This is a genomic window from Neobacillus sp. CF12, from assembly GCF_030348765.1.
Classification (GTDB): domain Bacteria; phylum Bacillota; class Bacilli; order Bacillales; family Cytobacillaceae; genus Neobacillus.
The window spans coordinates 3367344-3391057 of sequence record NZ_JAUCEU010000007.1 but is presented as its reverse complement, the minus strand read 5'-3'; the positions used below and the strand labels follow the sequence as shown (position 1 = coordinate 3391057).

Genomic DNA, 23714 nt, shown 5'->3' with positions numbered 1-23714 from the left:
TAGGATTTCCAACTTGTTGAAATATTAGACAAAAAAAAGATGGCGCATCATCACCATCTTTTTACTAAAGAGATATGGCCTGGCTCCCAAACTGGGTCCAGCTTGAAACAAAGCTTTGAAAATTGGCGGATTTATTTTGGTCTGGATAAAAAGGATCGTTAAAATAAACGTTGTTTTCATCGTAGCCAGTGACAAGAACCGAATGCATCCTGCGGGTGATTTTCACTTCACCTTCTTTTGTATTCCATGTTTCCCACTGATCTTCAGATAAAAAAGAAAATGTACTGCCGACAATTACCCAAACAGGTTTACCTGCGTTGAGCTTTTTTTGCACAGAAGAAAAAGGGTCCCCAGTTAGATTTTCAATTTGGCCAGGCTGGTATTGGTTTGCGAGTTCTTCGATTACCTCGTGGTAAACACCTAATCCAGATTGATTATAGGTATACATATTGCCGACAAATCCCTGATGGGGATTTCCGAAATATCCCTCACTGAAATAAGGAACCTTGGGAATTTCGTCTGCCAGGGTAAGTTTGTCAACGGAAATCCCAGCAAAATTGAGTAACATCGCCAAACTGGTGACTTCACAGCCCCTTGGCAGTTCAGGGAATTGTTGCAAAACTGGAACAGTTAAGAGGATACTTTCTTTCATTATGGGCTCCTTTTGGTATACAACTACTGTCCGATCTATATGAACATCAGATTTATATTCTGCGCTTGTCTGGATCGGAGAGGTAGAAGCATAGTAGATTGGAAGGATTAATAGGAGGCTTACCAATGATATCTTTTTTTGATGCTGATATTTCATGTAAGCAACTCCTTTTTTCAAACGTACTATCAATCTCTTACCTTACTATTCTTCATAAAGTGGATTTCTCCTCCGCCAAAAGGAGGGGAACTTAGGAATCATATATTAGATTTACGAGGTTTACACCTTCTTTATGTCACAGATTATTCAGAAATTAGTGAAAATAGTTCTTAATTGTTTATTGACTAGACAAAATATACTGTTTATAATCATATGTGTGAGTCATTGATAATGATTTTCATTGTCATTTATTTTATCGATAAGTGATAACGATTCTCATTGGTAAAATAGATGATAGAAAAATAGAAATGTTGGGGACTGCTATGAAGAAAAGATATTTACTACTAGCATTAATAGTTTTATCTGCAACTTCCTTGTTTGTTGGGGTTAGCAGTATATCACCATTGGACTTGCTAGATGTCCAATCCGAGGAAACGCAAATTTTCCTTATCAGCAGACTGCCAAGGTTAGTTGCTATTTTACTTGCTGGTGCTGGAATGAGTATTGCTGGATTGATTATGCAGCAACTCAGCAGAAACAAATTCGTTTCTCCAACAACTGCGGGAACGCTAGATGCAACCCGGCTTGGGATACTTGTCTCCATGCTGTTGTTTGCAAATGCTAGTATGCTTGAAAAAATGGCAGTTGCCTTTACCTTTGCACTTGCAGGGACCTTTTTGTTTATGCAGATTTTAGATCGTATAAAGTTTAAAGATGCTATTTTTATACCGCTTGTTGGATTAATGTTTGGGAATATCTTGTCCTCCGTGACCACCTTTTTTGCCTATCGGGCTGACGTTATTCAAAATATGTCTGCTTGGCTGCAGGGTGATTTTTCAATGATCATGAAGGGCAGATATGAACTGCTTTACATAAGTCTTCCGATACTAATTATTGCTTATTTCTACGCTAACCGTTTTACCGTAGCTGGAATGGGTGAGGATTTTTCAAAAAACCTTGGGCTAGCTTATCGCCGTGTTGTAAATATTGGGCTTGTACTAGTTGCTCTGGTTACAACCACAGTCGTTTTAACAGTAGGAATAATCCCGTTTTTAGGATTAATTATTCCGAACATCATATCGATTTTTAAAGGTGATCATTTGCAAAAAACATTGCCACATACGGCAATCCTTGGAGCCATCTTCCTTCTGATTTGCGATATTTTGGGCAGAGTACTGATTTATCCCTATGAGATTTCGATCAGTCTCATGGTTGGTGTAATCGGAAGTGGAATTTTCTTATACTTACTGTTCCGGAGGAAGGCATATGCGTAATTCAATAAAATTGGCAATACTCGCATTGATCGCTGCAGGCGTATGTGCCATCTATTTGATTCATGAATTAAACGGAAGCTTTGGATATGCTCTGCCAAAACGGACAATAAAAGTTCTCGCAATGGTCTTAACAGGTGTCACGATCGCCTATGCAACGGTTGTGTTCCAGACCATTACACATAATAAAATCTTAACACCGAGCATTATGGGTTTAGATTCACTTTACATGCTGTTACAAACATTGATTATCTTCTTTTTAGGCTCCGGTCATATGATTATCGTCAATAAGCAGGTAAATTTCTTACTCTCAGTGGTTGTAATGATTGTATTTGCCCTCTTTTTATACAAGTTTTTATTTAAAAAGGGCAACCAGCCAATCTACTTTTTATTACTAGTTGGAATCATTGTAGGAACGTTCTTCTCCAGTATCTCTACTTTTTTCCAAGTACTGATTGATCCAAATGAATTTCAGATTGTTCAAGACCGCATGTTTGCGAGTTTTAATAATATCAATTCAGACTTAGTCTGGCTGGCGATTGTCATCGTCTTGCTTGTGATGATATATGCATGGCGTTTTTTAAAGTATTTAGACGTCCTATCATTAGGCCGTGATACAGCGATTAATTTAGGAGTTCCCTACGATTCGATTGTTAAGCAAATGCTTATAATTGTGGCAGTTTTCATTTCGATTTCAACGGCATTAGTAGGACCGATTACCTTTTTCGGATTAATCGTTGCCAATCTGTCGTATCAATTTTTCAAAACGTACAAACATACTACCTTGATAACAGGTGCCATCTTGATGAGTGTGATCGCCCTTGTTGGCGGGCAATGGGTAGTTGAAAGAGTCTTTACTTTTTCAACAACGTTAAGTGTCATTATTAACTTTATCGGTGGAGTGTACTTCATTTATTTACTGCTAAAGGAGAGGAAAGCTGCATGATACAAGTCCTAGCTTTATCAAAGTTATATGGTAAAAAGTCGGTTGTTGAAGATGTAACTGTTGATATTCAGCCGCGGAAGATTACGAGTTTTATCGGTCCGAATGGTGCAGGGAAATCGACTTTACTATCAATGGTCAGCCGTCTTCTAGATTCAGATACAGGAGAAGTGCTGATTGATAAATCTGATGTGAAAAAGATGAAGTCCAATGACTTTGCCAAAAAGGTGTCGATTTTAAAACAGTCCAACTACATGAACGTCCGACTAACGATTCGGGAACTGGTCTCCTTCGGCCGCTTTCCCTATTCAAAGGGGCGTTTAACCGAAGATGATGAACGGATAGTCGACCAGTCGCTTGACTATATGGACCTCACCGATATGCAGGATAACTTTTTAGATGAGTTATCAGGTGGTCAAAGGCAGCGCGCCTTTATCGCGATGGTTATTGCACAGGATACAGAGTACATTTTGCTTGATGAACCATTGAACAATTTAGATATGAAGCATTCCGTTCAAATTATGAAAATTTTGCGCCGCCTTGTGGATGAACTTGGAAAAACAGTGGTCATCGTGCTCCATGATATCAACTTTGCGTCTGTTTATTCCGACCGCATTGTTGCGATGAAGGATGGTAAGGTCGTAAAAGATGGACCTACGGAAGAAATTATCGAATCAAGCGCATTAAAAGAGATTTACGATATGGATATTCCCATTCAGAAAATGGATGGCTGCAGAATTTGTGTATATTTTAACTCATAATAAAAGGAGAGAATTTGGGATGAAAAAGTGGAGTTTTTTAGTTTTAATGGTTTCGATGATTTTAGTATTAGCAGCATGCGGATCAAAGGAAGAGAGTAAGGCAGAACCAGCGGATGCTAAAACGGCAGCTGCTGAAAAAATGACCATTGAACATAAGTATGGAAAAGTAGAAATCGATAAAAATCCAGAAAAAGTTGTTGTTTTTGACTTTGGGATTTTAGATACATTGGATGAATTAGGTGTGGAAGTAACTGGAGTTCCGCAAGCAGCCATTCCTTCCTACTTAGAAAAATATGCAGGTGAGAAATATACAAACGTAGGAAGCTTAAAGGAGCCTGATTTTGAAGCGATTCATGCAATGCAGCCGGATGTTATTTTTATTACTACACGTCAAGCTGAATTATACGAGCAGTTTGCAGAGATTGCTCCAACAGTTTATGTAGAATTAGACTATACCAAATACATGGAGTCTTTTGAGAAGAATATGAACCTTGTTGGTGAAATCTTCGATAAGAAAGATGAAGTAGCAAATGCTGTAGAAGAAATCAAAGCAAGTGTTGATGAATTAAATAAAAAAGCCTCTGATCTTGATAAAAAGGCATTAATTGTTTTAGCAAATGAAGGAAAAGTAAGTGCTTATGGACCAAGTTCTCGTTTTGGTGTCATCCATGATGTGTTTGGTTTCGGAGCAGCGGATGAAAAAATCGAAGTATCCACGCATGGTCAAAGTATTACCATGGAATACATTATGGAGACAAATTCAGACGTATTGTTCGTCATTGACCGTAACACAGCGGTAGGCGGCGAGGCTGGTGCAGAGAAAGTAATCGAAAACGAACTTGTTAAAAAGACAACAGCCTTTAAAGAAGATAAAATCATTTACCTAGATCCAGACGCATGGTATTTAAGTGGCGGCGGATTACAATCTGTAAAACTTATGGCTGAAGAAATCGAAGCGTCATTATAAGTTGTTGAAGTCGGGTTACGGTGCCTGTCACCTTATCTGGCTTTATTAATAGGAGGGATTTTATGTTTTATCAAGTTAGAAGAATTGTAGTCAAAGAGGGATTTAGTGATCAGGTGGTCGAGAATTTTTCAAACCGTGGTGGTTTGTTGGCTCAGCGCCCTGGATACATTGGCAGACAGATTTTGGTTAAAAAAGTTCGCCGCGGCGAAGAGGAAGTTATGGTTATGGTTCAATGGGAATCTGAAGAGGATTGGAAAAATTGGGAGAAGAGTCCAGAGCATATCGCCGGACATAAGGCGAAGCCCAAGACAGAGAAACCTGAATATATCGTTGAATCCAGTCATGATCTTTACTATGTAAAAGGATAAAGTTAATGGAGAGAGGCTGACACGTTAGATTACAACTAATGATCTAATCGCGTCAGCCTCTTTTGTTATTCTTTCTCTATTTCAACGTTGTTTTCTTTCGCTAGTTCATCAAGTTTTTTATTATAGTCCTCGATTTGGAGACGACCTTCTTCTAATAATTGGTTGGCCTCTTCAATCATACTTGAATCTTGTTTCTCAATAGCTTCCTTAATTTTTTCAAAGGCACTTAGCTGAAGTTTTGCCCCCGAAAGGTAAATTTCATGGATTTCCTTCAATTCTTCACTTTCAATACTTGCGCCCTCTAGTTCATCAATTAATTCAGTATAGGTTGGTATGACCTCATTAACCAGGGCATCATGCATAGTTGGGTCATCCACATAATTTGCCCCCGCAACACCTTCATAAGCCGAAACAGACTTAGCCTCCAGTTCCTGTGCAGTATTCAATTCCTTATTTATATAATTCAAAATGTCATCCTGAACCGGCCCCCCGCAACCAGCCAAAACAAGCAAACAACTAAAAACCACCACAGCCAACACGCGCTTAACCATAACCCCACCTCCATCGACCATTATATGAGCAAATGGAAGTCCACTATGTATGAACAAAATTGCAAATGATCATAAAAAAATGTTGTGAGTGTCCACCTGAGACGGAAAGTGTCCACGAGCGGTGCCTGTCACCGAAATTGTTTCACCAAAATTGTTTCATCAAATTTGTTTCACCAAATTTGTTATAAAAACAATTAAATGCCTAACAATCTTTGTGCCAGTCCATCATTAGATAAAGAGACAAGATTAATTATGGAGTGGGATGGATGATATGGCAAAGAGAAACAGGGGAAAGACGATAAATTATCTGCCTTCAAGAGGCCGCGGGACTTGTCTTTTGTGTGGTAGGACAAGAATAAAGCTGTTGTATCCACATAAAACAGTAACAAACCAAACCATCAAAGTATGCAAAAACTGCCGCCTTAAATAATTTGAGTCAAAAGTTCCTAGGGAAGTTTTCTTAGGAACTTTTTTATTGTGCGTAAAAGGTATTTATAGGGATTTGTCTAAATAGTATTAAATTGGCTGATGTATGAATGATAATGAATTAAGGATGAGGATGGGACATGAAGAAGAGATTGGATGGGTTGTTTTATTTGTTTTCACATGGGGCTTGGTGGTATATAACGGTCATATCAGTGGCCTTGTTTATTTATTCGGAAACGAAGGCCTATGACAAGTTCCTAAAAGTTTGCAGCAGTGAAGAGTGCCAGGATCTTTTCCTTTTAAGTGCTGAGGAAGCACAAACTCTACTATCCTATGGGATGTCAATGTCATTCTATAGTGGGATTCTCGTTGTCCTTTTGCTTATTCAATTTTTATCCTTCTTTTCAGTGGGCTGCCTCCTTTATGTATATGGCATGAGAGACAGAATTTGTTTGTATACCTCAATCCTGCTCATTGCCACCGGAACGGTTATGAGTATAAGTACCCCAATCATCTCTGAGGCCCCGCATTTAGAAAGTATTTTTCAGGTAGAGAGCTTTGTAGGTGATTTATATTTATTCTTTTTCTTTTTGTTTCCGGATGGACGATTTCGACCAAAGTGGCTGTTATACCCAGCGATTATTGGTTTAGTTGGGAATATAGGTATTTATTTTCTACCAGGTTCCTTCATAGATCCAACAACATGGCCGATACCTATCCGGTCGGGAATTTGGTTATCACTACATGCTCTGGCCATTTATTCACAAATCCACCGTTATCGTCATGCCCAAACAAAGCAACTGAAAAGACAGATGCGCTGGTTTGCAGTCAGTTTGAGCGGGTTTATTCTCTCCGTGTTGTCGCTATTAACTTTTTCCATCTTTGGCGAGAACGGCCTTTTAAAACTATTTATGTGGTTTGTTTATTATCTTGCCCTTTTATTTATGCCCTTTTCCATCGGGATTGCCATATTAGAACAACGGCAGCGGCATTTATCTGTGGTGTTCAGCAGAACAATCGTTTATTCATTTGTAACCCTTATGGTTATGGGAGTATATGTCCTCATTGTCGGATCACTAGGGTTCTTACTTAATGATCAAAATAATATTTTTATCTCTCTATTAGCAACTGGGATTGTGGCCATCTTTTTTCAACCCTTACGTACAAAAATACAGCATTCCGTTAACACCTTAGTTTACGGAGATCGTGAGGACCCTTATAAAATTTTATCCTCACTCACACAACGGTTAGAGTTAACGATGACAAATTCTTCTGTCCTTCTTACGGTGGTGGAAGAAGTAGCAAAGGCACTTAAGCTTCCATTTGCTGCAATTGATATCGAGATGGAAGGACAATTTGAGCGTTATGCGACGTTTGGTGAAGAAGTTCAGGTAAGGTCGGAATTCCCCTTAACCCTAAACGGGGAAAGAATTGGTATCCTTCTTGTTGGTGCTCGTTCCTTACAAGAGACAATGCCCCCTGACAAAGTCTATTTATTAACCGATCTACTTAGGCAGGTGACGATGGCAGTACAAACGGTAAGAATTTTAAGTGAGTTGAAACGCTCAAGAATCAAACTTGTTAGTTTTAGAGAAGAAGAAAGAAGAAGGCTGCGTCGTGATTTACATGATGGGTTAGGTGCTAGTCTTGCTAGTATTTCATTAAAAATGGATACTTTAGTTTATCAAAATGATGTAGATATAGTGCTGAAAAATAGATTGATTGAGTTACAGGAAGATCTTCGCTCTGCAATCGCTGGGATTCGGCAATTGGTCTACAATTTACGCCCACCTGCATTAGATGAATTAGGGTTAATTTTTGCATTAGATGAACTTTGCCGACAATATGATGGCAGTTCGCTAAAGGTTTCGCTGGAAGCATCTGAAATTGACTTTCCTCTTCATGCAGCGATTGAAGTTGCTGCCTATCGGATTGTCCAGGAAGCAGTCACGAATGCTGGTAAGCACTCAAAGGGGTCTACTTGTAAAGTTACTCTTGGGTTAGAGGATTCACACGTAATGATCAGGATAATAGATGATGGCGTAGGTCTTCCAACCAATCGGAAAAATGGGATTGGTCTCCATTCAATGAGAGAACGTGCGGTGGAGGTCGATGGGCAATTTTTAATCAAAAATGGTCATGATAAAGGTTTGATGATAGAAGCAAGATTGCCGTTGTGGATGGAAGGAGATTAAAAGAATGCGAGTTTTACTAGTAGAAGATCATCCGATGTTTCGGGATGGATTAGCTAGAATGCTGGAAAGTGTGGAGGATGTTGAGGTAGTGGGGGAAGCGGGAACGGGTGAAGAAGCGGTTCAATTGGCGGATCAGTTGAATCCAAACATTATTCTCATGGACCTTAACTTGCCAAAAATGAGTGGAATTGAAGCCACGAAACAGATTATCCAGAAACGCCCTGATACTGGAATTCTTGTATTAACCATGTACGATGATGACAGTTCTGTGTTTGCTGCGATGAGGGCGGGAGCAAGGGGGTATCTTTTAAAAGAGGCAAATAGGAATGAAATCATTCGAGCGATTCAAGCAGTGGGGGATGGTGAAGCAATATTTAGTCCGTCGATTGCAAGAAGAATGATGTACTATTTTGAAGCTAAATCAAAGCAAACTCAGGTAGATGTTTTTCCACAATTAACGGAAAGAGAGCGAGAAGTGTTAGACCATATTGCTAAAGGAGAAAATAATGCTGACATTGCCAGCGTATTAGGCTTAAACCAAAAAACAGTTCGAAATCATGTTTCCAATATCTTAAGTAAATTACATGCCAGCGATCGTGCCCATGCGATTATTATGGCAAGAGAAGCTGGGTTAGGGAAAGAAAGTGAATAAATTAGGTTCAGAGCCCTTTTTAGGGTTCTTTTTTTATAAAAAAACTTCCCGGTTGACTCGGGACGGCGGTCACAAGACGCCGGGACACCGGGATTGATAAAGTTAGGTTAATAAAACGAAAGGAAGTTGATAGACATGAATTTAAACAAGGTGATTCGTTTGTTAGCCATATTTAGTATCATTGGAGGTTTTTTCCGTGCACTGATGTGCCCTCTGGCATTAGTATGGGGGATGAATAGTACGCAAGAATTAACAGCAGGAGTCCTTGGGACGTTATTTATGGGCTTAGGTATTTTTGGATTGTATTTTTCGGCTCATAAGGAATTTGGAAAATTGGGATTCACAGCGTTCATCCTATATGCCTTTGGAAGCTTTATTTTGATGGGAATGGTGTTTGCAAGTTTAGTATTTGCGGTCTATGATCCGAAAGTATTGCAAATGGATATGCCGCCATTACCAATTCTAATTGCAAGTCCATTGATGATGCTCTCCGTTATGCTTTCGATGATCTTACTTGGGATTGCGGTGTTAAAGACTAAGGTATTTTCTAAAGTACCTGCTATTTTGATTTTACTTGCACCGATTCTCAATTTTATTCCAGTGATTGGTGATTATTCTGTTCTTGCCTGGGGTATTCCCTTCATGTGGTTTGGAGTCGAGGTATTAAAGAAATCACGAGGAAATGTGGTAGTTGAAAATAGTTCAGTGGGAAAAATGAATTTATAAAGTGGTAAGCATCCTCAATGGCAGGATGCTTTTTTTTTGGAGTATAACTTTTATCCTATGTTTTTACTATTTTTCAGGAAAAAGGTTGGATAGCATTTTAATACATACAATATTAAAATAACTTTACGTTATAAAAATACATAATGTTTAATAAAAATACATACTGGTATGGAGGTTCTATATGAAGAAGAAAAAAATTGCAGGTCTTCTAGCAGTGAGTTTACTTACAGCTGTTCCCTTTTCAACAGGATTTGCTGAGGGTCCAAAATGGACGAATGTTAATGTAGTCGAAGAACAGGAAGGCAGCAAGTTTAATAGTGAAAACTATGACTTTATGAAATTCTCTCAAATAGGGGCTAAATTGACAGCTATTGAAAAACAATCAAATCGTGTAAAAGTGGAAGTCCGCGGAACATCTGCTGATGGTCATCCTCTTTATGTTGTAACGATTGCAGATCCAACGACACAAGGGAAATTTGGAAAATTCCAGTCGCTTAGAAAGCAAATGTTTAAGAATCCTGGCAAGGCGCAGGATTGGATTGCTGAAAATCCAGACTTTAAAGTACCGATTATGATTAATGGATCGATCCATGGTACCGAGTTTGTAGGAAGTGATGCGGTTATCCAGTTAATCGAACGCTTTGCGACTCAGAATGACGCAGAAACTAAAAATATTTTAGAGAATAATATTCTTATATTTAACGTTGTGCAAAATCCTGATGGTCGTGTAGATGCTACCCGTTTTAATGGGGAAGGCGTTGATTTGAATCGTGACTTTATCACTCAATCCCAACCTGAAACCCAAGAAACGGTTGAATTGATAAAAGAATGGAATCCAATGGTATTTCTTGATACCCATGGCTATGTGAAAAATTATGGGCCAAACCTGCAAGGATTAATTGAACCATGTACGCCTCCTCATAATCCTAATTATGAATATGACCTTTATAATAAGTGGGCAGTAGATCAGGCAAAAGCAATGGAAGCAGAGATTATCGGAGACAAGGAAAGTTATACAGGGAATTTGTATCAAAGCATGGAGGGGGTTTACGTACCGCAGCGTGATGATGCAGCTGGCTGGGACGATTATCCCCCAATTTTCACACCGATGTATGCGATGTACCATGGCGCTTACGGTCATACGTTAGAAGCACCAACAAATGACTTGGACGGGGTACGCTGGATGTATAACGCGATCATGGGTGCCATGAATTTTGCCACAGAAAACAAGCAGGCAATGATTAAAGACCAAATTGAAATGTTTAAACGCGGCATTAATTTTGATCATCCTTTCCATGAAGAAGGATTCTTCCCGAATGCATATATTTTGCCAGTTGATGAAAAGGACCCTACGGTAACAAACAAGGCTGTCAACCATTTACTTAAGAATGATATTGAGGTGACAGAAGCTGCCAAGGCATTTACTGTTGATGGCAAAACATATCCAAAGGGAACGTATCTTGTTCAGATGGACCAAGCCAAGGCAGGGTTAGCCAACACCATGCTATGGAATGGGGAAGACATTTCAAACGATACACCAGCTATGTATGATATTTCCGCATGGAGTTTGCCGGAACTTTGGGGCTTTGAAGCTGTAGAGACGTACAGTGCTGTAGACGTTACAGCTAAAAAGATAAATCAAGTGACCGTTCAAGGTGCTGTTACAGGTAAAGGCCCATACTTGATTCCTAATAGTTCAGTAAAGGCAATCGAATTAGTGAATTCCTTACTTAACCAAGGAGTAGCTATTTCGCGTGATGAAGAGGGTAACTTTTATACAAGTGCTGCTGCAAATAAAATAGCAGCTGCTGTGAAGGAATCCGGGTTGCAGATTGGAACAGCTTCTGCAGTGCCTGAGAATGTAAGTGAAGTAACAAGCTTGCAGGTAGCCATTCTCAAGGATGGCGGTATGGGGAAAGTTCAGTCTCACAGCGGGACAAAACTTGCTTTGAAGAGACTTGGATTTGATGTTACAGAAGTGACCCCTGTTGAAGTAGCAGACAATGGTTTAGAGGGATTTGATGTATTTGTTTACAGTGGGACAGAAAGTCTAATTTCTACCAATCTAAATGCTGCAAACAAAGAATTTGGTTTCCAAAATGCTGATCAATTTTCAACTTTTAAAAGCAATGTAACAAGTTTTGTTGACAATGGAGGAAAATACATTGCTATAGGTGCTGGTGCATCCAGAGCAACCAGAACACTAGGTCTGACTGACAACGTGGTGAATAGCGCTGGATCGAACAGTAACGGTATTGTGAAGGTAAATTATGATGGGACGGGATTAACTGCAGGTTATGACCAGAACGATATTGGATTTGTTTACCGCCCAGCTTGGTATACGGTTACTGGAAATGATGAGGTCGCTGCTACTTTGGCGAACTCAGATGACTTCTTTGTAGCAGGGCATTGGAGAAATAATATGCCAGCCAAAGGTCAAGCGGTAATTGTAAAAGAGGAAAGTAAAGACGTCACTCTAATAGGTTTAGAAGCAGGATTCCGAGACCACACCGACTACTTGTTTAGACTCATCTCTAACGCAATATTTGAAGGAAAATAATAAGCAAAGCCTGGTCCTGATATGGATCAGGCTTTTACTTTTGCAGGTAATCCAAAAGCATTCAGCGAAATACATATATCATATAAGGAAGTGGAGGAGATGGTTGCATGGCTTATACAGAAAGGGAGATTATAGCTGAATCGGATTTTTATCATGTTAGTAATGTAAAACTATATGAATATTTAGATGACGCACGGTCAGAATGGTACAAATATAGTATTTTGGCAGGTGTAGAATCCGTTTTAGTACATATTAATGCAGATTTTAAGAAAGAGATTTTCCCAAAAGACAGGTTAAAGATTCGAACATGTTTAGAACGGTTGGGGAATACTAGCTATACACTCAAGCAAACGGTTATCAACCAACGGAATGAGCAGGTGGTTTCCGCTGAGGCTGTATTGGCAACGATTGACCGTTTAAAAAGAACCAAAGTGACCGTCCCCGATGATATCCGCAGACTTAAGGCTAATCCGTCCATTTTGGATTTTACCCTATTTAATCGGTAAAAAAATCCCTAGGAATCAAGTTCCTGGGGATCTTCTATACAAACTTTGGTGACATACAAGGTGTAGAATAACCATAGCAAAAGAATCCATGCTTTTCAAGAATGGGCTTGCTCATAGAACTGGCATCGACGATAAGTAACGGAAAACCGCTTGCTGAAGCTTCACGTGCCCGAATCGCCAGAAGTGAACTGTAATACCCTCTTTTGCGGTAATCTGCCAAGGTTGAGCCTCCCCAAAGGCTGGCAAATGGTGTGCCCTCATGAAAGTACATCCAGGCAGCACTGACTATTTTTCCATCAACATAGGCTCCGTAGAGGGAAAGGTGAGCGGAAGTGTCATTAAGATCCCGAACAAGACGCTGACCTAAGTCTTGATAATTATCATTCCAAACTTCTTCTTCTAGTTTAATAATGTCCCAGATTTCCTGTTCAGTCGTAAGTCTTTTTACCTCAGGAAGGACATTAGTATCAAGCAGTTGACTAGTCTCCGTTAAGTCAGAAATCATAAGTGCCTCTGATTCTTCAAGTGAGAACCCCTTTTTTCGCAACCTTTCCTTTAAATCTGAAGGTTGATCGTAATCAAAAACCTTCCACTCGAATTGTTGCTTTAAGTTTTTATAATAAGCAAATTGTTCTTCTATGACAGTATCGGCATTAGTTTCATCCATTTCCGAGTAGGAAATAAACCCCGGTTCATCCGATAAAGAAACCTTCCTGATGACAGAATCGGTCCTCTCTCTCCGAGAATCCGGCTCTATTATTCCAATCCTTAAATGCTGGTTAAAAAGTTCTAGTATTATGTCTCTGTCCATAAAAACCTCCTCGAAAAATAAGAAAAGAGAACAAATCCATCATATAACAATTTTTTCCTAGATAGAATATACTTTTTTGATTTTTTAAAAGATTTAGATATGGATTTTGGAAATGGATAAATTTATGATTATCTAACCATAATAAGTACCATTTACGACATCTGGAGGAAATTGGCATATGAAGGTTCTGGCTAAGTGGATATTTACTATTGCTATGGTTTTATCTAGTACGTTAACTAGTTCTATGGGAACATGTGAAGCTACTGTTAATGAAGAAAATCGAGATATTAAGAATATTATTTTTCTAATTGGTGATGGCATGGGTGTTTCATTCACATCCGGTTACCGTTATTTTAAAGATGATCCAGCCACTTTAGAACTAGAATCAACTGAGTTTGGACCTTACCTTGTTGGTCAACAGACAACATATCCCAATGATCCAAGGCATAATGTAACAGATTCAGCTGCTTCGGCAACCGCAATGGCAACTGGTGTGAAAACTTATAATGGAGCGATTGGGATTGGGAATGATCATTCGAAATTGAAATCTGTTCTTGAAAGAGCTAAGGAAAAAGGGAAAGGAACAGGTCTCGTTGCTACAGCCCAAATTACCCATGGTACCCCTGCTGCATTTGGTGCTCATGTTTCCCAGCGAAAAAGCATGAGCGCAATTGCGGATGATTATTTTCAAGATTTAGTAAATGGAAGGCATAAGATAGATGTATTACTCGGTGGGGGTTCTGACTGGTTTATCCGTAAAGATAGAAACCTAGTGAAGGAGTTTCAGAAAGACGGCTATAGCTATGTAACATCTTTAAACGAGTTGAAAAACGACGAAAGTGCTCAGGTGGTAGGGCTATTTGCAAAACGCGGATTGCCGAAAATGATTGATCGTCCAAGTAATGTTCCATCCCTTGCAGACATGACAACTTCAGCCATTGAAAGACTTAATAAGTACAATACCGGCTTTTTTCTTATGGTTGAAGGTAGTCAGATCGACTGGGCAGCGCATGACAATGATATCGTAGGTGTAATGAGTGAAATGGAAGACTTCGAGAAAGCATATAAGGTCGCTGTCGACTTTGCCAAAAAGGACGGACATACATTAGTCATTGCAACAGCCGACCATTCAACAGGAGGCTTCACGATTGGCGCGCAGGGGCAATATAATTGGTTTAGTTCTGTTATCAAAGCAGTGAAGCGAACTCCTAATTATATGGCTGCGAAAATAGTTAATGGAGCAGGTGTTAAAGAAACCTTAACGAAATATATCGATCTTCCTTTAACAAAAGACGAAATAAATTTAGTTGAAAGAGCAGCAAGAACACAAAATGTAAAAAACATCGACAATACCATCGAAGAGGTCATTAACCTGCGAACCCTAACAGGCTGGACAACTCGTGGTCACACCGGAGAAGACGTAAACGTCTATGCCTTCGGACCAGGAAGCGAGCGCTTCAAAGGACAAATCGACAACACAGACCACGCAAAAATCATCTTCGACATTCTGAAATGAGCGTGCCTGTCACCGAGCCGGTTCACTTACCAGTTTAACCGCCAACTGTCCGCCTGAGGTGGAATGTGTCCACGGGTGGTGCCTGTCACCGTATTTTTGTCACCGTATTTTGTTGTCGCCGTATCGTTTGCTAATTTCTTCACATTCGGGTGCTCTTTTTTAATAAAGCCAATTTTATAATGGTGATAAGATAATTAAAACCAGAGGAGCACTATATAAGATGAGAATAGTGAAAGGCACCGTTTTTACTTTATTGATATGTATTGGTTTGTCTGCGTGTGGAGGGCAGGAGAAGGTGAAGGCACCCGTTAATTTACCTGTAGAGGAGCAAGACGAAGTTCAGGCAAGTGAAATTACCCCAGTGGAACTTCTTACTAGCCTTAAAAATCATACAACCCTAGTCCCAATAGGGGATGTACCGATTCCTAAGGATAATCCAATGAAGCCAGAAGTACTTGAGTTGGGACAAATATTATTTTTCGATCCTCGACTTTCTGGAAATAATGAAGTAAGCTGTCAAACCTGTCATGATCCGGGAATGGGATATGGCGATAATCAGCCAACCTTTGATAAGTATACGGGCGGCAATGGGGCAAGGAATAGCCCAACCGTCATTAATGCTGGCTATTACACCACCAACTTCTGGGATGGCCGTGCGGCATCTCTAGAGGAGCAAGCGCTAGGTCCGATTCAAAATCCTGATGAGATGAATCAGCCTTTAGATGAACTGATAGTTGAACTTTCGGCTATTAAAGGATACCAGGACCATTTCAACGCAGCTTTCGAGGATGGGATTACAGAACAAAACATCGCAAAAGCTCTAGCAGCCTTCCAAAGGCAAATCGTTGTCAAGGATACCCCTTATGACAGATTCCTTGAAGGTGACAAGGAAGCATTAACGAAACAAGAGCTTAGTGGCTTGAGACTGTTTACTGGTAAAGCTTTTTGTGTGACCTGTCACAATGGACCAAACCTCTCAGATAATAATTTTTACAATATCGGACTAAATACTGCGGACATAGGACGACAAGCGGTAACGAAACAGGTAGGGGATTTAGGACGGATTCGCACACCTGGATTATATGGAATTACACATACAGCACCGTACATGCGCGATGGCAGTCTAGCCACTCTTGAAGAAGTAATCGATTATTATGACCGCGGCGGCGATGACCATCCAAATAAGAGCTTTTTTATTCAAAAATTTATGAGTCCTATTGGTTTAACTGAACAGGAGAAGGCAGATCTATTAGCCTTTCTAAAAACCCTGGGCGGAGAGCCTCCGACTTTTACAAAGCCTGAACTTCCATGATAAAAGTAAAAAACCTTGAGCCCGCGTAAAAAGGGCTCAGGTTTTTATTTTTAAGGTAAATCTTCAAGCATAAATTTTTTTTGCCGGTTTATTTATCACACTTGAATACTGGTTAATGACATCCTCAAAAATCTGGTCCCATTTTTGTGAAAGTGCATACTTCCGAGCATTTATCGCCATTTGCGCTCTGGAAAGGTCATCGCCTAACAATTGAACAATATGGTTAATGAAATCCTCCGCATTCCCTGGCTCACACAAATAACCGTTTGTTCCGCTCGAAATAATATTTTTTACACCGCCTGCATTCGCACCAATCACGGGTGTCCCACTTGCAAGAGCCTCAAGAACAACATTACCAAACGTTTCAGTTGGAGATGGAAAGATAAATAGGTCTGTCGCTGAATAGATTTCTGCCAGTTCAACACCTTTCAAGTAGCCTGTAAAGGTCATATTTGGGAGGGCTGCCCTTTGAAGTTCCGCAAGCAGTGGACCATCGCCTGCAATCAGCCAATGTACTTGTTCATTTATTTCAGGAGGGAGTGAGTCAGCGATTTTCATCAGCGTTTTTAGATCCTTTTCCGGTGCCAGTCTGCCAACATAAGTTAGGATAAACTTTTCAAAAATGGAATAACGATTGCGAGTCATTACATTTTCATAATTAGGGTGATAGGTTTGGCAATCTACACCTCTAGGCCAGATTTCTAAGTTTTTGAAACCTTGGCTATTTAGTTTTTCAAAACTGTCAATTGAAGGCACAAAGAGTTTTTCAAGTGAGCGATGAAACCATTTCATATATCTCCAAAGAGGTTTAGCTAAGAATTGAAGGTCATAGTACTGTAAATAATTATTGAAATCGGTATGATAGGAGCCGACGAGGGGAATATTAAATTTTTTTGCAAAATAAACACCAGAAAGACCCATTGTGAATGGCGTGGCAACATGAATCAAATCTGGAGAGAATTGCTCCATTTCAGACTTAAGCTGCAAGATGTTGGGAATAGCGAATCTACATTCAGGATAAAGAAAAAAGGAAAGGCTTTTAAATCGGTGAATATGATCAGAAACATATTCGGTTGATACGGAAACAGGTGCAAAAACTTTGTAGGAAATAGGTTGATTTTCAAGATAATGAGTAAATCTTTTAAGTGTATTGGCAACTCCGTTTACTTCTGGATAAAAGGTATCTGTGAAAAAAGCAATTTTCAAAATAATCCCTCCTGTTGGGTGAAGTACGAACCATTTCTAGGATAAGAAATAAAAACAGAGACTGCCGAAACTTCCACCAAGAATTCCTCCTGCAATAACATCTGAAGGATAATGAAGACCTAGATAGATTCTCGAAATGCCTACGCTAAGCCCTAAAGGAATGAGAACGGCAGCCAAAGAGGGTGTTTGAAGCAAAAATGGAACAATAACTGAGAAAACAGCTGTTGTATGGCCAGATGGAAAAGAATGATCTTTCAAAGGATTTGGTAAGATTTTAGTTGTTTCAATTTGTAGATAGGGTCTTTTTCGCGGGAAAAGCTTTTTAGCCAGTTGAACAGGTATATGACTTAGAGCCAAGGCAGCAGCACTTGAAATGGCTGTAAGTCTGGTTTGATTTGATGTAAAGAGGATGAGTAATAGTGTTGTAGCACTGATAAAGAGAGCACCGCCAATTTGAGTAATCGTGCGGAAAAACAGATTCATAATCCTTTTATCAAAATGGCTATTAATCTCTAGAAAAACTCTGCATTCAAATTGATATAAGGATTGGATTTTTCTCATCATGACTGTGTCTCCCTTTATTTAATGTTGTTGGGCACGCTCTACATTTTCAATACTCGGTCTCCCAATTGAGACGTAGGTAATCGAGTATCGCTGAATATCCTTAAGGGAATAGCAATTTCGGCCATCCAAAACAATCGGTTCCTTCATATAGTCAACGTAAGTATTCAATGGAAGATGCTTTATTTGGTCCCACTCAGTTGCAATGACAGCAAAGTCAGCACCTTTAAGCGCTTCACGAATATTGGTTGTGTATTCAATTGATTTACCTAGTAGCTTCTCTGCTTTTGGTACCGCAATCGGGTCATATGCCATGATGATTGAACCTTCTTCAAGTAATTCTTTAATAATAGTTAAGGAGACAGCTTCCCGGATATCATCCGTTTCTGGTTTAAAAGCAAGCCCAAGCACGGCAGCTTTTTTCCCCTTTAATGATCCAGCTATTTCTTTTGCCTTCGCCACTAAAAGGGAGTGCTGACGCTGATTTACCCTAATGACGGACTCAAGCAGTTCAAAGGGATGGTGGACATTTCCTGCCAATTGAACGAGTGCCTTTGTGTCCTTTGGAAAGCATGAACCTCCATAGCCAATTCCAGCCTGAAGATAAGAAGTTCCAATTCGTTTATCCATTCCCATCCCATAAGAGACTTCCTCAATATTTGCGCCAACCTTTTCACAAAGATTGGCAATCTCATTAATAAAACTTATTTTTGTTGCAAGAAAGGCGTTGGAGGCATATTTAATCATTTCAGCGCTCCGAATATCAGTGAATAGTATCGGAATCTTTAATGGAAGGTAGAGCTGTTCCATAATCGATGCTGCTTCAGGGCTATCGGTGCCAATTACGATCCGATCGCCTAAAAAGAAATCCATTATCGCCGAACCTTCGCGTAGGAATTCCGGATTCGATACAACATCAATTTTGAGGTGACGTGGCTTGCTATGATAGAAAATTTGCTTGATAATATCGTTTGTTCCGGCGGGTACAGTGCTTTTAATACAGACTATAACATCATTTTTTATCGTGTTAGCAATGTGGTAAGCAGCTGCGTAAACATAAGATAAGTCTATCGAACCATCTCTTTTTTCAGGAGTTCCAACTGCAATAACAATGATTTCAGCCTCAGAATAGGCGTGATTTGGGTTTGCTGTAAAACAGAGATTCCCGTTGGCGAGATTCTTTTCTAATAAAGGTTCCAGCCCGGGTTCATAGAAGGGACTGTGTCCTTGTTCTAGCATTTCTATTTTTTCTTTGTGAGTATCTAAACAGGTTACATGATGCCCTGTTTCAGCCAAACAAACGGCTGTAACCAATCCAACGTTTCCTGCCCCTGCAACTGTAATCCTCATTATAACCCTCCAAATAATATCGTTTGTTTAATCTTATCTGAAAAATTAGAATCTTTTCTTAACCTGGTGTTAAAAGAGTGTTAAGACTTTGTATAGTTTGAAGGGGATTCCCGCTTGTCCTCGCTAAAAAAAAGTAAAGACCTGAGCCCTGGTGCGTTTATAGTGAACGCAACATGGCTCAGGTCCCTATTTTGTGTATCGGTTGGCATAGCTTGATGCAACGAAGGCATTTGGTTTAATCTTTGGCTCGACTCCCATGGATTCCATACGAGCGACCATTTCTTTTACAAACTCTCTCGTTTTGTTGCGTTTACCGGCTCCGATATCAATATGACCTTCCATGGTGAACGTTGCCCCTTGATAGACAAAGGGAAGGACGATATTGATCAAGCGAGTCTTTCTTTCCTCCGTAAATAAAGCAACAATGTCCTCTGTTAATGAGAGCTCAAAAGAAATCCTCTCATGCAGGTGTGTCATTTTTCTTGGGATGATAATCTTCCTAATGCACGCCCAAGCGCCTTTACCCTGATTTTGAATGACAATTCCCGTAATAAAAATGGTATGTCGTTTATGAACCTGCGAATCCGTTCCAACCATTAACCGATAATTTCCACTGGGTGCTAAATTCATGAATTTGACAATGTGTTCGAAAACCTGTTCAAACGACATGCTTTTTTCGCGAAGATTTTGAAATGAATAATCAAAAACCTGATAATTTTTCATTTAATACACCACATCTTTCCTTTCTTTAATAATTACTCTTACAATTCTTAATATTATTTTATGGAATAAAAATTATTCTTGTGCAGATGAAAAGGGACAGGCAGCACACAAAGTTGTCCACAACGAGTGAAACACGATCTAATAAGGTTTTCTGTGTTCAGTAAGAACGGAGGTTAATTTTTTGTAAATGATTGTGAAGAATAATGTCAGTACTACTATCTACTAAAATTAATTGTAAGGACAGGCTTTGTTGTTGTACTATTTGTATATTAGTTTTTTGGGGATAGGGGTGTTGTAATTGATTGCAGATTTTGAAAAACAGATTCTGAATTGGTTTGAGGATTTCCATGCTAATCCGGAGGTTAGTTGGAAGGAGTTTCGAACGACCCAAACGATTGCAAATATTTTAGATAATTTTGGTGTTACATACCGTACTTTTTCTGATGTCACTGGGCTTATCGCAGAAATAGGGGATGGGGACGAAGTTATCGGTGTTCGAGCGGAAATGGATGCTTTATGGCAAGAGGTGGATGGAGTCTGGCAGGGGAACCACTCTTGTGGTCATGATGCAATTATCTCTATGGTACTTGGAGCATTACTTTACTTGAAGGATCAGCGTCTCACGAAAAGGCTGCGTTTTATTTTCCAGCCGGCGGAGGAAAAAGGAAACGGTTCACTTGCGATGATAGAAAAGGGGGCCATTGATAATGTGAGCCACTTATTCGGGATTCACCTTCGTCCGATAGAAGAGCTTCCTATGGGACGAGTTTCAGCCTCCATTCATCACGGAGCAGCTATCTTTCTAGAAGGAAAAGTACTTGGTGAAGACGCGCACGGCGCCAGGCCGCACCAGGGCAAGAATGCGCTGGACGTGATTGTTGGGCTGCACCAGTTCATCAAGTCTATTTATCTATCACCGTTTGAAGCCTATTCGGCGAAACTTACAAAAGTTATTGCTGGCGGTGAGAGCTTAAACATTATCCCGGGTTCTGCGGAATTTGCAATCGATGTCCGGGCGCAGAAAAATGAAGTTTTAGAAAAACTTAAGGACCAAATTGATCACGGTATGAACAGCCTAAAGGATCTTTACGGTGTAAATATTGAGTGGAAATGGAGTGATTTTACTCCAGGTGCTGAAGTTTCTGAAGATGCAGAAGCAATAGCAGAAGAAGCGATTCTGAATATTGCTGGCCCTGAGGCACTTGCACCGCCTGTCATTACGTCTGGCAGTGATGATTTTCATTTTTACACTATTAAGAATCCAAACTTAAAAGCGACGATGATTGGTGTGGGGGCAAATCTTCAGCCGGGATTACATCATCCTAAAATGACTTTTAACCAATCTGCCCTTGACGTTGGGGCACGAATACTTGCGGAAACGCTGCTAAGAGCTTAAAGAAGAAAAGGAATTAACTTTACGGTGCCTGTTACCAATTATTGGTGACAGGCACCATTATTTTTATAGCAAAGATTTAATTTCCTTGATTTGCTCAATATGCCGCTCTTCATGGAGATAGATCAAATCAACCCATTGGTCTAAAGGTGTGTAACCAAAGAGTGGATGCTTGGTGGATTTTTCGGCTAGGATGGACTTGTCTTCAAGATGATTGTAAAACTCAAAAAATTGGTTTCTTGAATTATTTAAGAGTTCTTTAATCTGCTGAGAATCCAAGGGGTCATTACCAGGCACAACGATATCGGGTGCGTTTGCCTTCTGGGTACGGTCAACTGCCAGTTGAACAGGCTGTCGTTCTGCCTTTCTTTCGTTGCTTTTATTCAATCCGTAAATGATTGCTTGTGTAAAGACACTTTCGGATAAGTACAAATGATGACACACCTGAGCAATACTCCATGTACCCTGGTCAGGCTTTCTATTCAGCTGTTCATCGCTTAAGCCAGAAATCTCCTGTAACAACCTATTCCTTGTTTCAGTTAAATTCTCGACTACATCTACACTCATGGTCAACCACTCCTCAAATGAACATTCAATACTGTTTATATTCACCTTCCTAAAAAATATTCCTTGTAATACTGCAATAAAAAATTAATATCGATTGTTAAATGTTATGCGAACAACAATGGTGTATGATGCATAGTATAGAGCATAGTGTATGACGTACAGCAAAAACGACAACGGAGGTGAATGGATGAGTACCTTATTAAACTCTTTAACGACAGAACTAAGGAGAGGGACATTGACATTAGCAGTGTTAAGCCAGTTGCGAACTCAGCAATATGGATATTCTCTTGTCCAACGATTAGAGCAGTGTGGGATCACGATCGAGCAGAGTACACTATATCCTTTGCTTCGCCGACTGGAAAAGCAAGAGTTAGTTACAAGCAACTGGGATACAACGGAAAGCAGACCACGCAGGTATTATGTATTAACACCATATGGAATAGAAATCTACCAACAATTAAAGAAAGAATGGGAAAAGACTTCTCAGGAACTTTCCCAACTAATAAAAGGAGATGAAAATGGATGAGAATGATTGACCTTTATATTCAAGAGGTTACTCGCAGGCTCCCTGAAAAAAATAGAGAGGATATTGCACTCGAACTGCGCTCGACAATCGGGGATATGCTTCCAGATGATTACACGGAGGAAGAGGTTAAGTCTGTCCTTGAAAAAATGGGGAATCCTGCTATCCTGGCCAGCGGATACCTAGATCGCCCCATGCATTTAATTGGTCCTCGTTACTTTGATATCTATCTCAATCTTTTAAAATTAATTCTCCCCATAGCCGCAGTAATTTCCCTGATTTCAATGATAGCAAATACAATTATTTCCTATTCTGGAGAGCAAGCCATTTTAAATGTACTATTAGACTCAATAGGTTTGGGAATTTGGGGAATCGTGAGCACTGGTATTCAAGTGTTTTTCTGGTTAACAGTTGTGTTTGCTATAATCGAACGAACAGACCATAAGAATAGTCAAACTCCATTAACACCATGTTTTAAAGAGTGGACGCCAGATGACTTAAATAATCTTCCTTACATTCCAAAGGAGAAGGCTATATCAAAGGTGGAAGTGTTTCTTGGCTTGCTTTGGACTGCTATCTGGGCAAGTGTTTATTTCAATGCCGCTAGTCTTCTAGGAGTCTATGAAAAGGGTAGCAATGGTCTCGAGTTTGTAATGCCAACTTTTAATCAAGAGGTTCTGTTGTCTTACTGGCCATTGGTGGTCATTGTAATTGGTTTGGAGATGGCTGTAGCATCCTATAAATTGCTTAAAGGCCAATGGAATAAGAAAGTTGCAGCACTTAACATGGTTATGCATGGTGTATCTTCGATTGTATTTATCGTCATCATCAGTAACAATCAGTTGTTTAATCCAGCGTTTGTTACGTATATGACTGACTTATTCAGTATTACTGGTGATATTGACACTTGGATTTACGGGGGAGCCATATTTACGTTCCTTTTATTCGCAGCAATCGATAGTTACCAAGGATTCAGAAAGGCTATTTTGAAAAACTTCCATTAAAAAAAAGGCATCAT

23 protein-coding genes are annotated in these 23714 nt (G+C 39.7%); 15 read left to right on the top strand and 8 right to left on the bottom strand.

Going from position 1 to position 23714, the window contains the following annotated elements:
• Positions 1-64: 64 nt before the first annotated feature.
• Positions 65-808, bottom strand: coding sequence for a C39 family peptidase (locus QUG14_RS16110; protein ID WP_289341535.1), 744 nt, complete (start codon positions 806-808; stop codon positions 65-67).
• A 323-nt stretch (positions 809-1131) separates the two neighbouring features.
• On the opposite strand from QUG14_RS16110, the gene QUG14_RS16105 reads away from it, so the two are divergent.
• The 5 genes from QUG14_RS16105 to QUG14_RS16085 all read left to right on the top strand — a co-directional run bounded on the left by QUG14_RS16105 (position 1132) and on the right by QUG14_RS16085 (position 5118).
• Entirely contained in the window at positions 1132-2082 is a 951-nt protein-coding gene (locus QUG14_RS16105) for an ABC transporter permease (protein ID WP_289341534.1), read from the top strand.
• Positions 2075-3025 carry an iron chelate uptake ABC transporter family permease subunit gene (locus QUG14_RS16100; RefSeq protein ID WP_289341533.1) on the top strand — a complete coding sequence of 317 codons (951 nt, stop codon included), beginning with the start codon at positions 2075-2077 and terminating at the stop codon, positions 3023-3025. Before QUG14_RS16105 ends, QUG14_RS16100 begins: the two co-directional genes overlap by 8 nt.
• Entirely contained in the window at positions 3022-3783 is a 762-nt protein-coding gene (locus tag QUG14_RS16095) for an iron ABC transporter ATP-binding protein (protein WP_289341532.1), read from the top strand. Before QUG14_RS16100 ends, QUG14_RS16095 begins: the two co-directional genes overlap by 4 nt.
• Positions 3784-3802: 19 nt before the next feature.
• Positions 3803-4750, top strand: coding sequence for a siderophore ABC transporter substrate-binding protein (locus QUG14_RS16090; protein ID WP_289341531.1), 948 nt, complete (start codon positions 3803-3805; stop codon positions 4748-4750).
• Positions 4751-4812: 62 nt separating this feature from the next.
• Positions 4813-5118 (top strand): antibiotic biosynthesis monooxygenase family protein, encoded by a 306-nt coding sequence (locus tag QUG14_RS16085; RefSeq protein ID WP_289341530.1) that lies wholly within the window; start codon positions 4813-4815, stop codon positions 5116-5118.
• 65 nt (positions 5119-5183) lie between these two features.
• On the opposite strand, the gene QUG14_RS16080 is transcribed toward QUG14_RS16085, so the two are convergent.
• Positions 5184-5669 carry a hypothetical protein gene (locus QUG14_RS16080; protein WP_289341529.1) on the bottom strand — a complete coding sequence of 162 codons (486 nt, stop codon included), beginning with the start codon at positions 5667-5669 and terminating at the stop codon, positions 5184-5186.
• 566 nt (positions 5670-6235) lie between these two features.
• On the opposite strand from QUG14_RS16080, the gene QUG14_RS16075 reads away from it, so the two are divergent.
• From QUG14_RS16075 to QUG14_RS16055, 5 genes are all read left to right on the top strand, one after another.
• Complete coding sequence (locus tag QUG14_RS16075) at positions 6236-8290, top strand: sensor histidine kinase (protein ID WP_289341528.1); 2055 nt, start codon at positions 6236-6238, stop codon at positions 8288-8290.
• Positions 8291-8294: 4 nt separating this feature from the next.
• Entirely contained in the window at positions 8295-8942 is a 648-nt protein-coding gene (locus QUG14_RS16070; protein ID WP_289341527.1) for a response regulator, read from the top strand.
• Positions 8943-9077: 135 nt separating this feature from the next.
• The gene (locus tag QUG14_RS16065; RefSeq protein WP_289341526.1) at positions 9078-9668 is read left to right on the top strand and encodes a hypothetical protein; all 591 of its coding nucleotides are present in this window, start codon (positions 9078-9080) and stop codon (positions 9666-9668) included.
• A gap of 181 nt (positions 9669-9849) precedes the next feature.
• On the top strand, positions 9850-12228 hold the full coding sequence (locus tag QUG14_RS16060; RefSeq protein WP_289341525.1) for a M14 family zinc carboxypeptidase: 2379 nt from the start codon (positions 9850-9852) through the stop codon (positions 12226-12228).
• A 107-nt stretch (positions 12229-12335) separates the two neighbouring features.
• Positions 12336-12734: an acyl-CoA thioesterase gene (locus QUG14_RS16055; protein ID WP_289341524.1), complete on the top strand. Its 399-nt coding sequence runs from the start codon at positions 12336-12338 to the stop codon at positions 12732-12734.
• Between the two features lie 34 nt (positions 12735-12768).
• Here the strand turns inward: QUG14_RS16055 and QUG14_RS16050 are convergent, their stop codons facing one another.
• Positions 12769-13545: a GNAT family N-acetyltransferase gene (locus QUG14_RS16050; RefSeq protein WP_289341523.1), complete on the bottom strand. Its 777-nt coding sequence runs from the start codon at positions 13543-13545 to the stop codon at positions 12769-12771.
• Between the two features lie 178 nt (positions 13546-13723).
• Here QUG14_RS16050 and QUG14_RS16045 point away from each other — a divergent pair, with 178 nt between their 5' ends.
• Together QUG14_RS16045 and QUG14_RS16040 are read left to right on the top strand one after the other, a co-directional pair.
• Positions 13724-15061 (top strand): alkaline phosphatase, encoded by a 1338-nt coding sequence (locus QUG14_RS16045; RefSeq protein ID WP_289341522.1) that lies wholly within the window; start codon positions 13724-13726, stop codon positions 15059-15061.
• Between the two features lie 220 nt (positions 15062-15281).
• A complete protein-coding gene (locus QUG14_RS16040) occupies positions 15282-16373 on the top strand; it encodes a cytochrome-c peroxidase (RefSeq protein WP_289341521.1) in 1092 nt (363 codons plus the stop codon).
• 63 nt (positions 16374-16436) lie between these two features.
• Here the strand turns inward: QUG14_RS16040 and QUG14_RS16035 are convergent, their stop codons facing one another.
• From QUG14_RS16035 to QUG14_RS16020, 4 genes are all read right to left on the bottom strand, one after another.
• On the bottom strand, positions 16437-17579 hold the full coding sequence (locus QUG14_RS16035) for a glycosyltransferase family 4 protein (protein WP_289341520.1): 1143 nt from the start codon (positions 17577-17579) through the stop codon (positions 16437-16439).
• A 36-nt stretch (positions 17580-17615) separates the two neighbouring features.
• Positions 17616-18143: a phosphatase PAP2 family protein gene (locus QUG14_RS16030; protein WP_289341519.1), complete on the bottom strand. Its 528-nt coding sequence runs from the start codon at positions 18141-18143 to the stop codon at positions 17616-17618.
• Between the two features lie 18 nt (positions 18144-18161).
• Positions 18162-19490: a UDP-glucose dehydrogenase family protein gene (locus tag QUG14_RS16025; protein WP_289341518.1), complete on the bottom strand. Its 1329-nt coding sequence runs from the start codon at positions 19488-19490 to the stop codon at positions 18162-18164.
• A 186-nt stretch (positions 19491-19676) separates the two neighbouring features.
• The gene (locus QUG14_RS16020) at positions 19677-20213 is read right to left on the bottom strand and encodes a ribonuclease H-like YkuK family protein (RefSeq protein WP_289341517.1); all 537 of its coding nucleotides are present in this window, start codon (positions 20211-20213) and stop codon (positions 19677-19679) included.
• 298 nt (positions 20214-20511) lie between these two features.
• Between QUG14_RS16020 and QUG14_RS16015 the strand changes: the two genes are divergently transcribed.
• Positions 20512-21609, top strand: a complete 1098-nt coding sequence (locus QUG14_RS16015) for an amidohydrolase (RefSeq protein ID WP_289341516.1) — start codon at positions 20512-20514, stop codon at positions 21607-21609.
• Positions 21610-21672: 63 nt separating this feature from the next.
• On the opposite strand, the gene QUG14_RS16010 is transcribed toward QUG14_RS16015, so the two are convergent.
• Positions 21673-22173, bottom strand: a complete 501-nt coding sequence (locus tag QUG14_RS16010; RefSeq protein WP_289341515.1) for a DinB family protein — start codon at positions 22171-22173, stop codon at positions 21673-21675.
• Between the two features lie 187 nt (positions 22174-22360).
• Here QUG14_RS16010 and QUG14_RS16005 point away from each other — a divergent pair, with 187 nt between their 5' ends.
• Positions 22361-22699: a PadR family transcriptional regulator gene (locus QUG14_RS16005; RefSeq protein WP_289341514.1), complete on the top strand. Its 339-nt coding sequence runs from the start codon at positions 22361-22363 to the stop codon at positions 22697-22699.
• Positions 22696-23700: an HAAS signaling domain-containing protein gene (locus tag QUG14_RS16000; RefSeq protein WP_289341513.1), complete on the top strand. Its 1005-nt coding sequence runs from the start codon at positions 22696-22698 to the stop codon at positions 23698-23700. Before QUG14_RS16005 ends, QUG14_RS16000 begins: the two co-directional genes overlap by 4 nt.
• The last annotated feature ends 14 nt before the right edge of the window (positions 23701-23714 follow it).

Bases quoted from the DNA above. Each gene is read 5' to 3' on its own strand.
- QUG14_RS16110 (WP_289341535.1), bottom strand. From the start codon at position 808: ATGAAATATCAGCATCAAAAAAAGATATCATTGGTAAGCCTCCTATTA.
- QUG14_RS16105 (WP_289341534.1), top strand. From the start codon at position 1,132: ATGAAGAAAAGATATTTACTACTAGCATTAATAGTTTTATCTGCAACT.
- QUG14_RS16100 (WP_289341533.1), top strand. From the start codon at position 2,075: ATGCGTAATTCAATAAAATTGGCAATACTCGCATTGATCGCTGCAGGC.
- QUG14_RS16095 (WP_289341532.1), top strand. From the start codon at position 3,022: ATGATACAAGTCCTAGCTTTATCAAAGTTATATGGTAAAAAGTCGGTT.
- QUG14_RS16090 (WP_289341531.1), top strand. From the start codon at position 3,803: ATGAAAAAGTGGAGTTTTTTAGTTTTAATGGTTTCGATGATTTTAGTA.
- QUG14_RS16085 (WP_289341530.1), top strand. From the start codon at position 4,813: ATGTTTTATCAAGTTAGAAGAATTGTAGTCAAAGAGGGATTTAGTGAT.
- QUG14_RS16080 (WP_289341529.1), bottom strand. From the start codon at position 5,669: ATGGTTAAGCGCGTGTTGGCTGTGGTGGTTTTTAGTTGTTTGCTTGTT.
- QUG14_RS16075 (WP_289341528.1), top strand. From the start codon at position 6,236: ATGAAGAAGAGATTGGATGGGTTGTTTTATTTGTTTTCACATGGGGCT.
- QUG14_RS16070 (WP_289341527.1), top strand. From the start codon at position 8,295: ATGCGAGTTTTACTAGTAGAAGATCATCCGATGTTTCGGGATGGATTA.
- QUG14_RS16065 (WP_289341526.1), top strand. From the start codon at position 9,078: ATGAATTTAAACAAGGTGATTCGTTTGTTAGCCATATTTAGTATCATT.
- QUG14_RS16060 (WP_289341525.1), top strand. From the start codon at position 9,850: ATGAAGAAGAAAAAAATTGCAGGTCTTCTAGCAGTGAGTTTACTTACA.
- QUG14_RS16055 (WP_289341524.1), top strand. From the start codon at position 12,336: ATGGCTTATACAGAAAGGGAGATTATAGCTGAATCGGATTTTTATCAT.
- QUG14_RS16050 (WP_289341523.1), bottom strand. From the start codon at position 13,545: ATGGACAGAGACATAATACTAGAACTTTTTAACCAGCATTTAAGGATT.
- QUG14_RS16045 (WP_289341522.1), top strand. From the start codon at position 13,724: ATGAAGGTTCTGGCTAAGTGGATATTTACTATTGCTATGGTTTTATCT.
- QUG14_RS16040 (WP_289341521.1), top strand. From the start codon at position 15,282: ATGAGAATAGTGAAAGGCACCGTTTTTACTTTATTGATATGTATTGGT.
- QUG14_RS16030 (WP_289341519.1), bottom strand. From the start codon at position 18,143: ATGATGAGAAAAATCCAATCCTTATATCAATTTGAATGCAGAGTTTTT.
- QUG14_RS16025 (WP_289341518.1), bottom strand. From the start codon at position 19,490: ATGAGGATTACAGTTGCAGGGGCAGGAAACGTTGGATTGGTTACAGCC.
- QUG14_RS16020 (WP_289341517.1), bottom strand. From the start codon at position 20,213: ATGAAAAATTATCAGGTTTTTGATTATTCATTTCAAAATCTTCGCGAA.
- QUG14_RS16010 (WP_289341515.1), bottom strand. From the start codon at position 22,173: ATGAGTGTAGATGTAGTCGAGAATTTAACTGAAACAAGGAATAGGTTG.
- QUG14_RS16005 (WP_289341514.1), top strand. From the start codon at position 22,361: ATGAGTACCTTATTAAACTCTTTAACGACAGAACTAAGGAGAGGGACA.
- QUG14_RS16000 (WP_289341513.1), top strand. From the start codon at position 22,696: ATGAGAATGATTGACCTTTATATTCAAGAGGTTACTCGCAGGCTCCCT.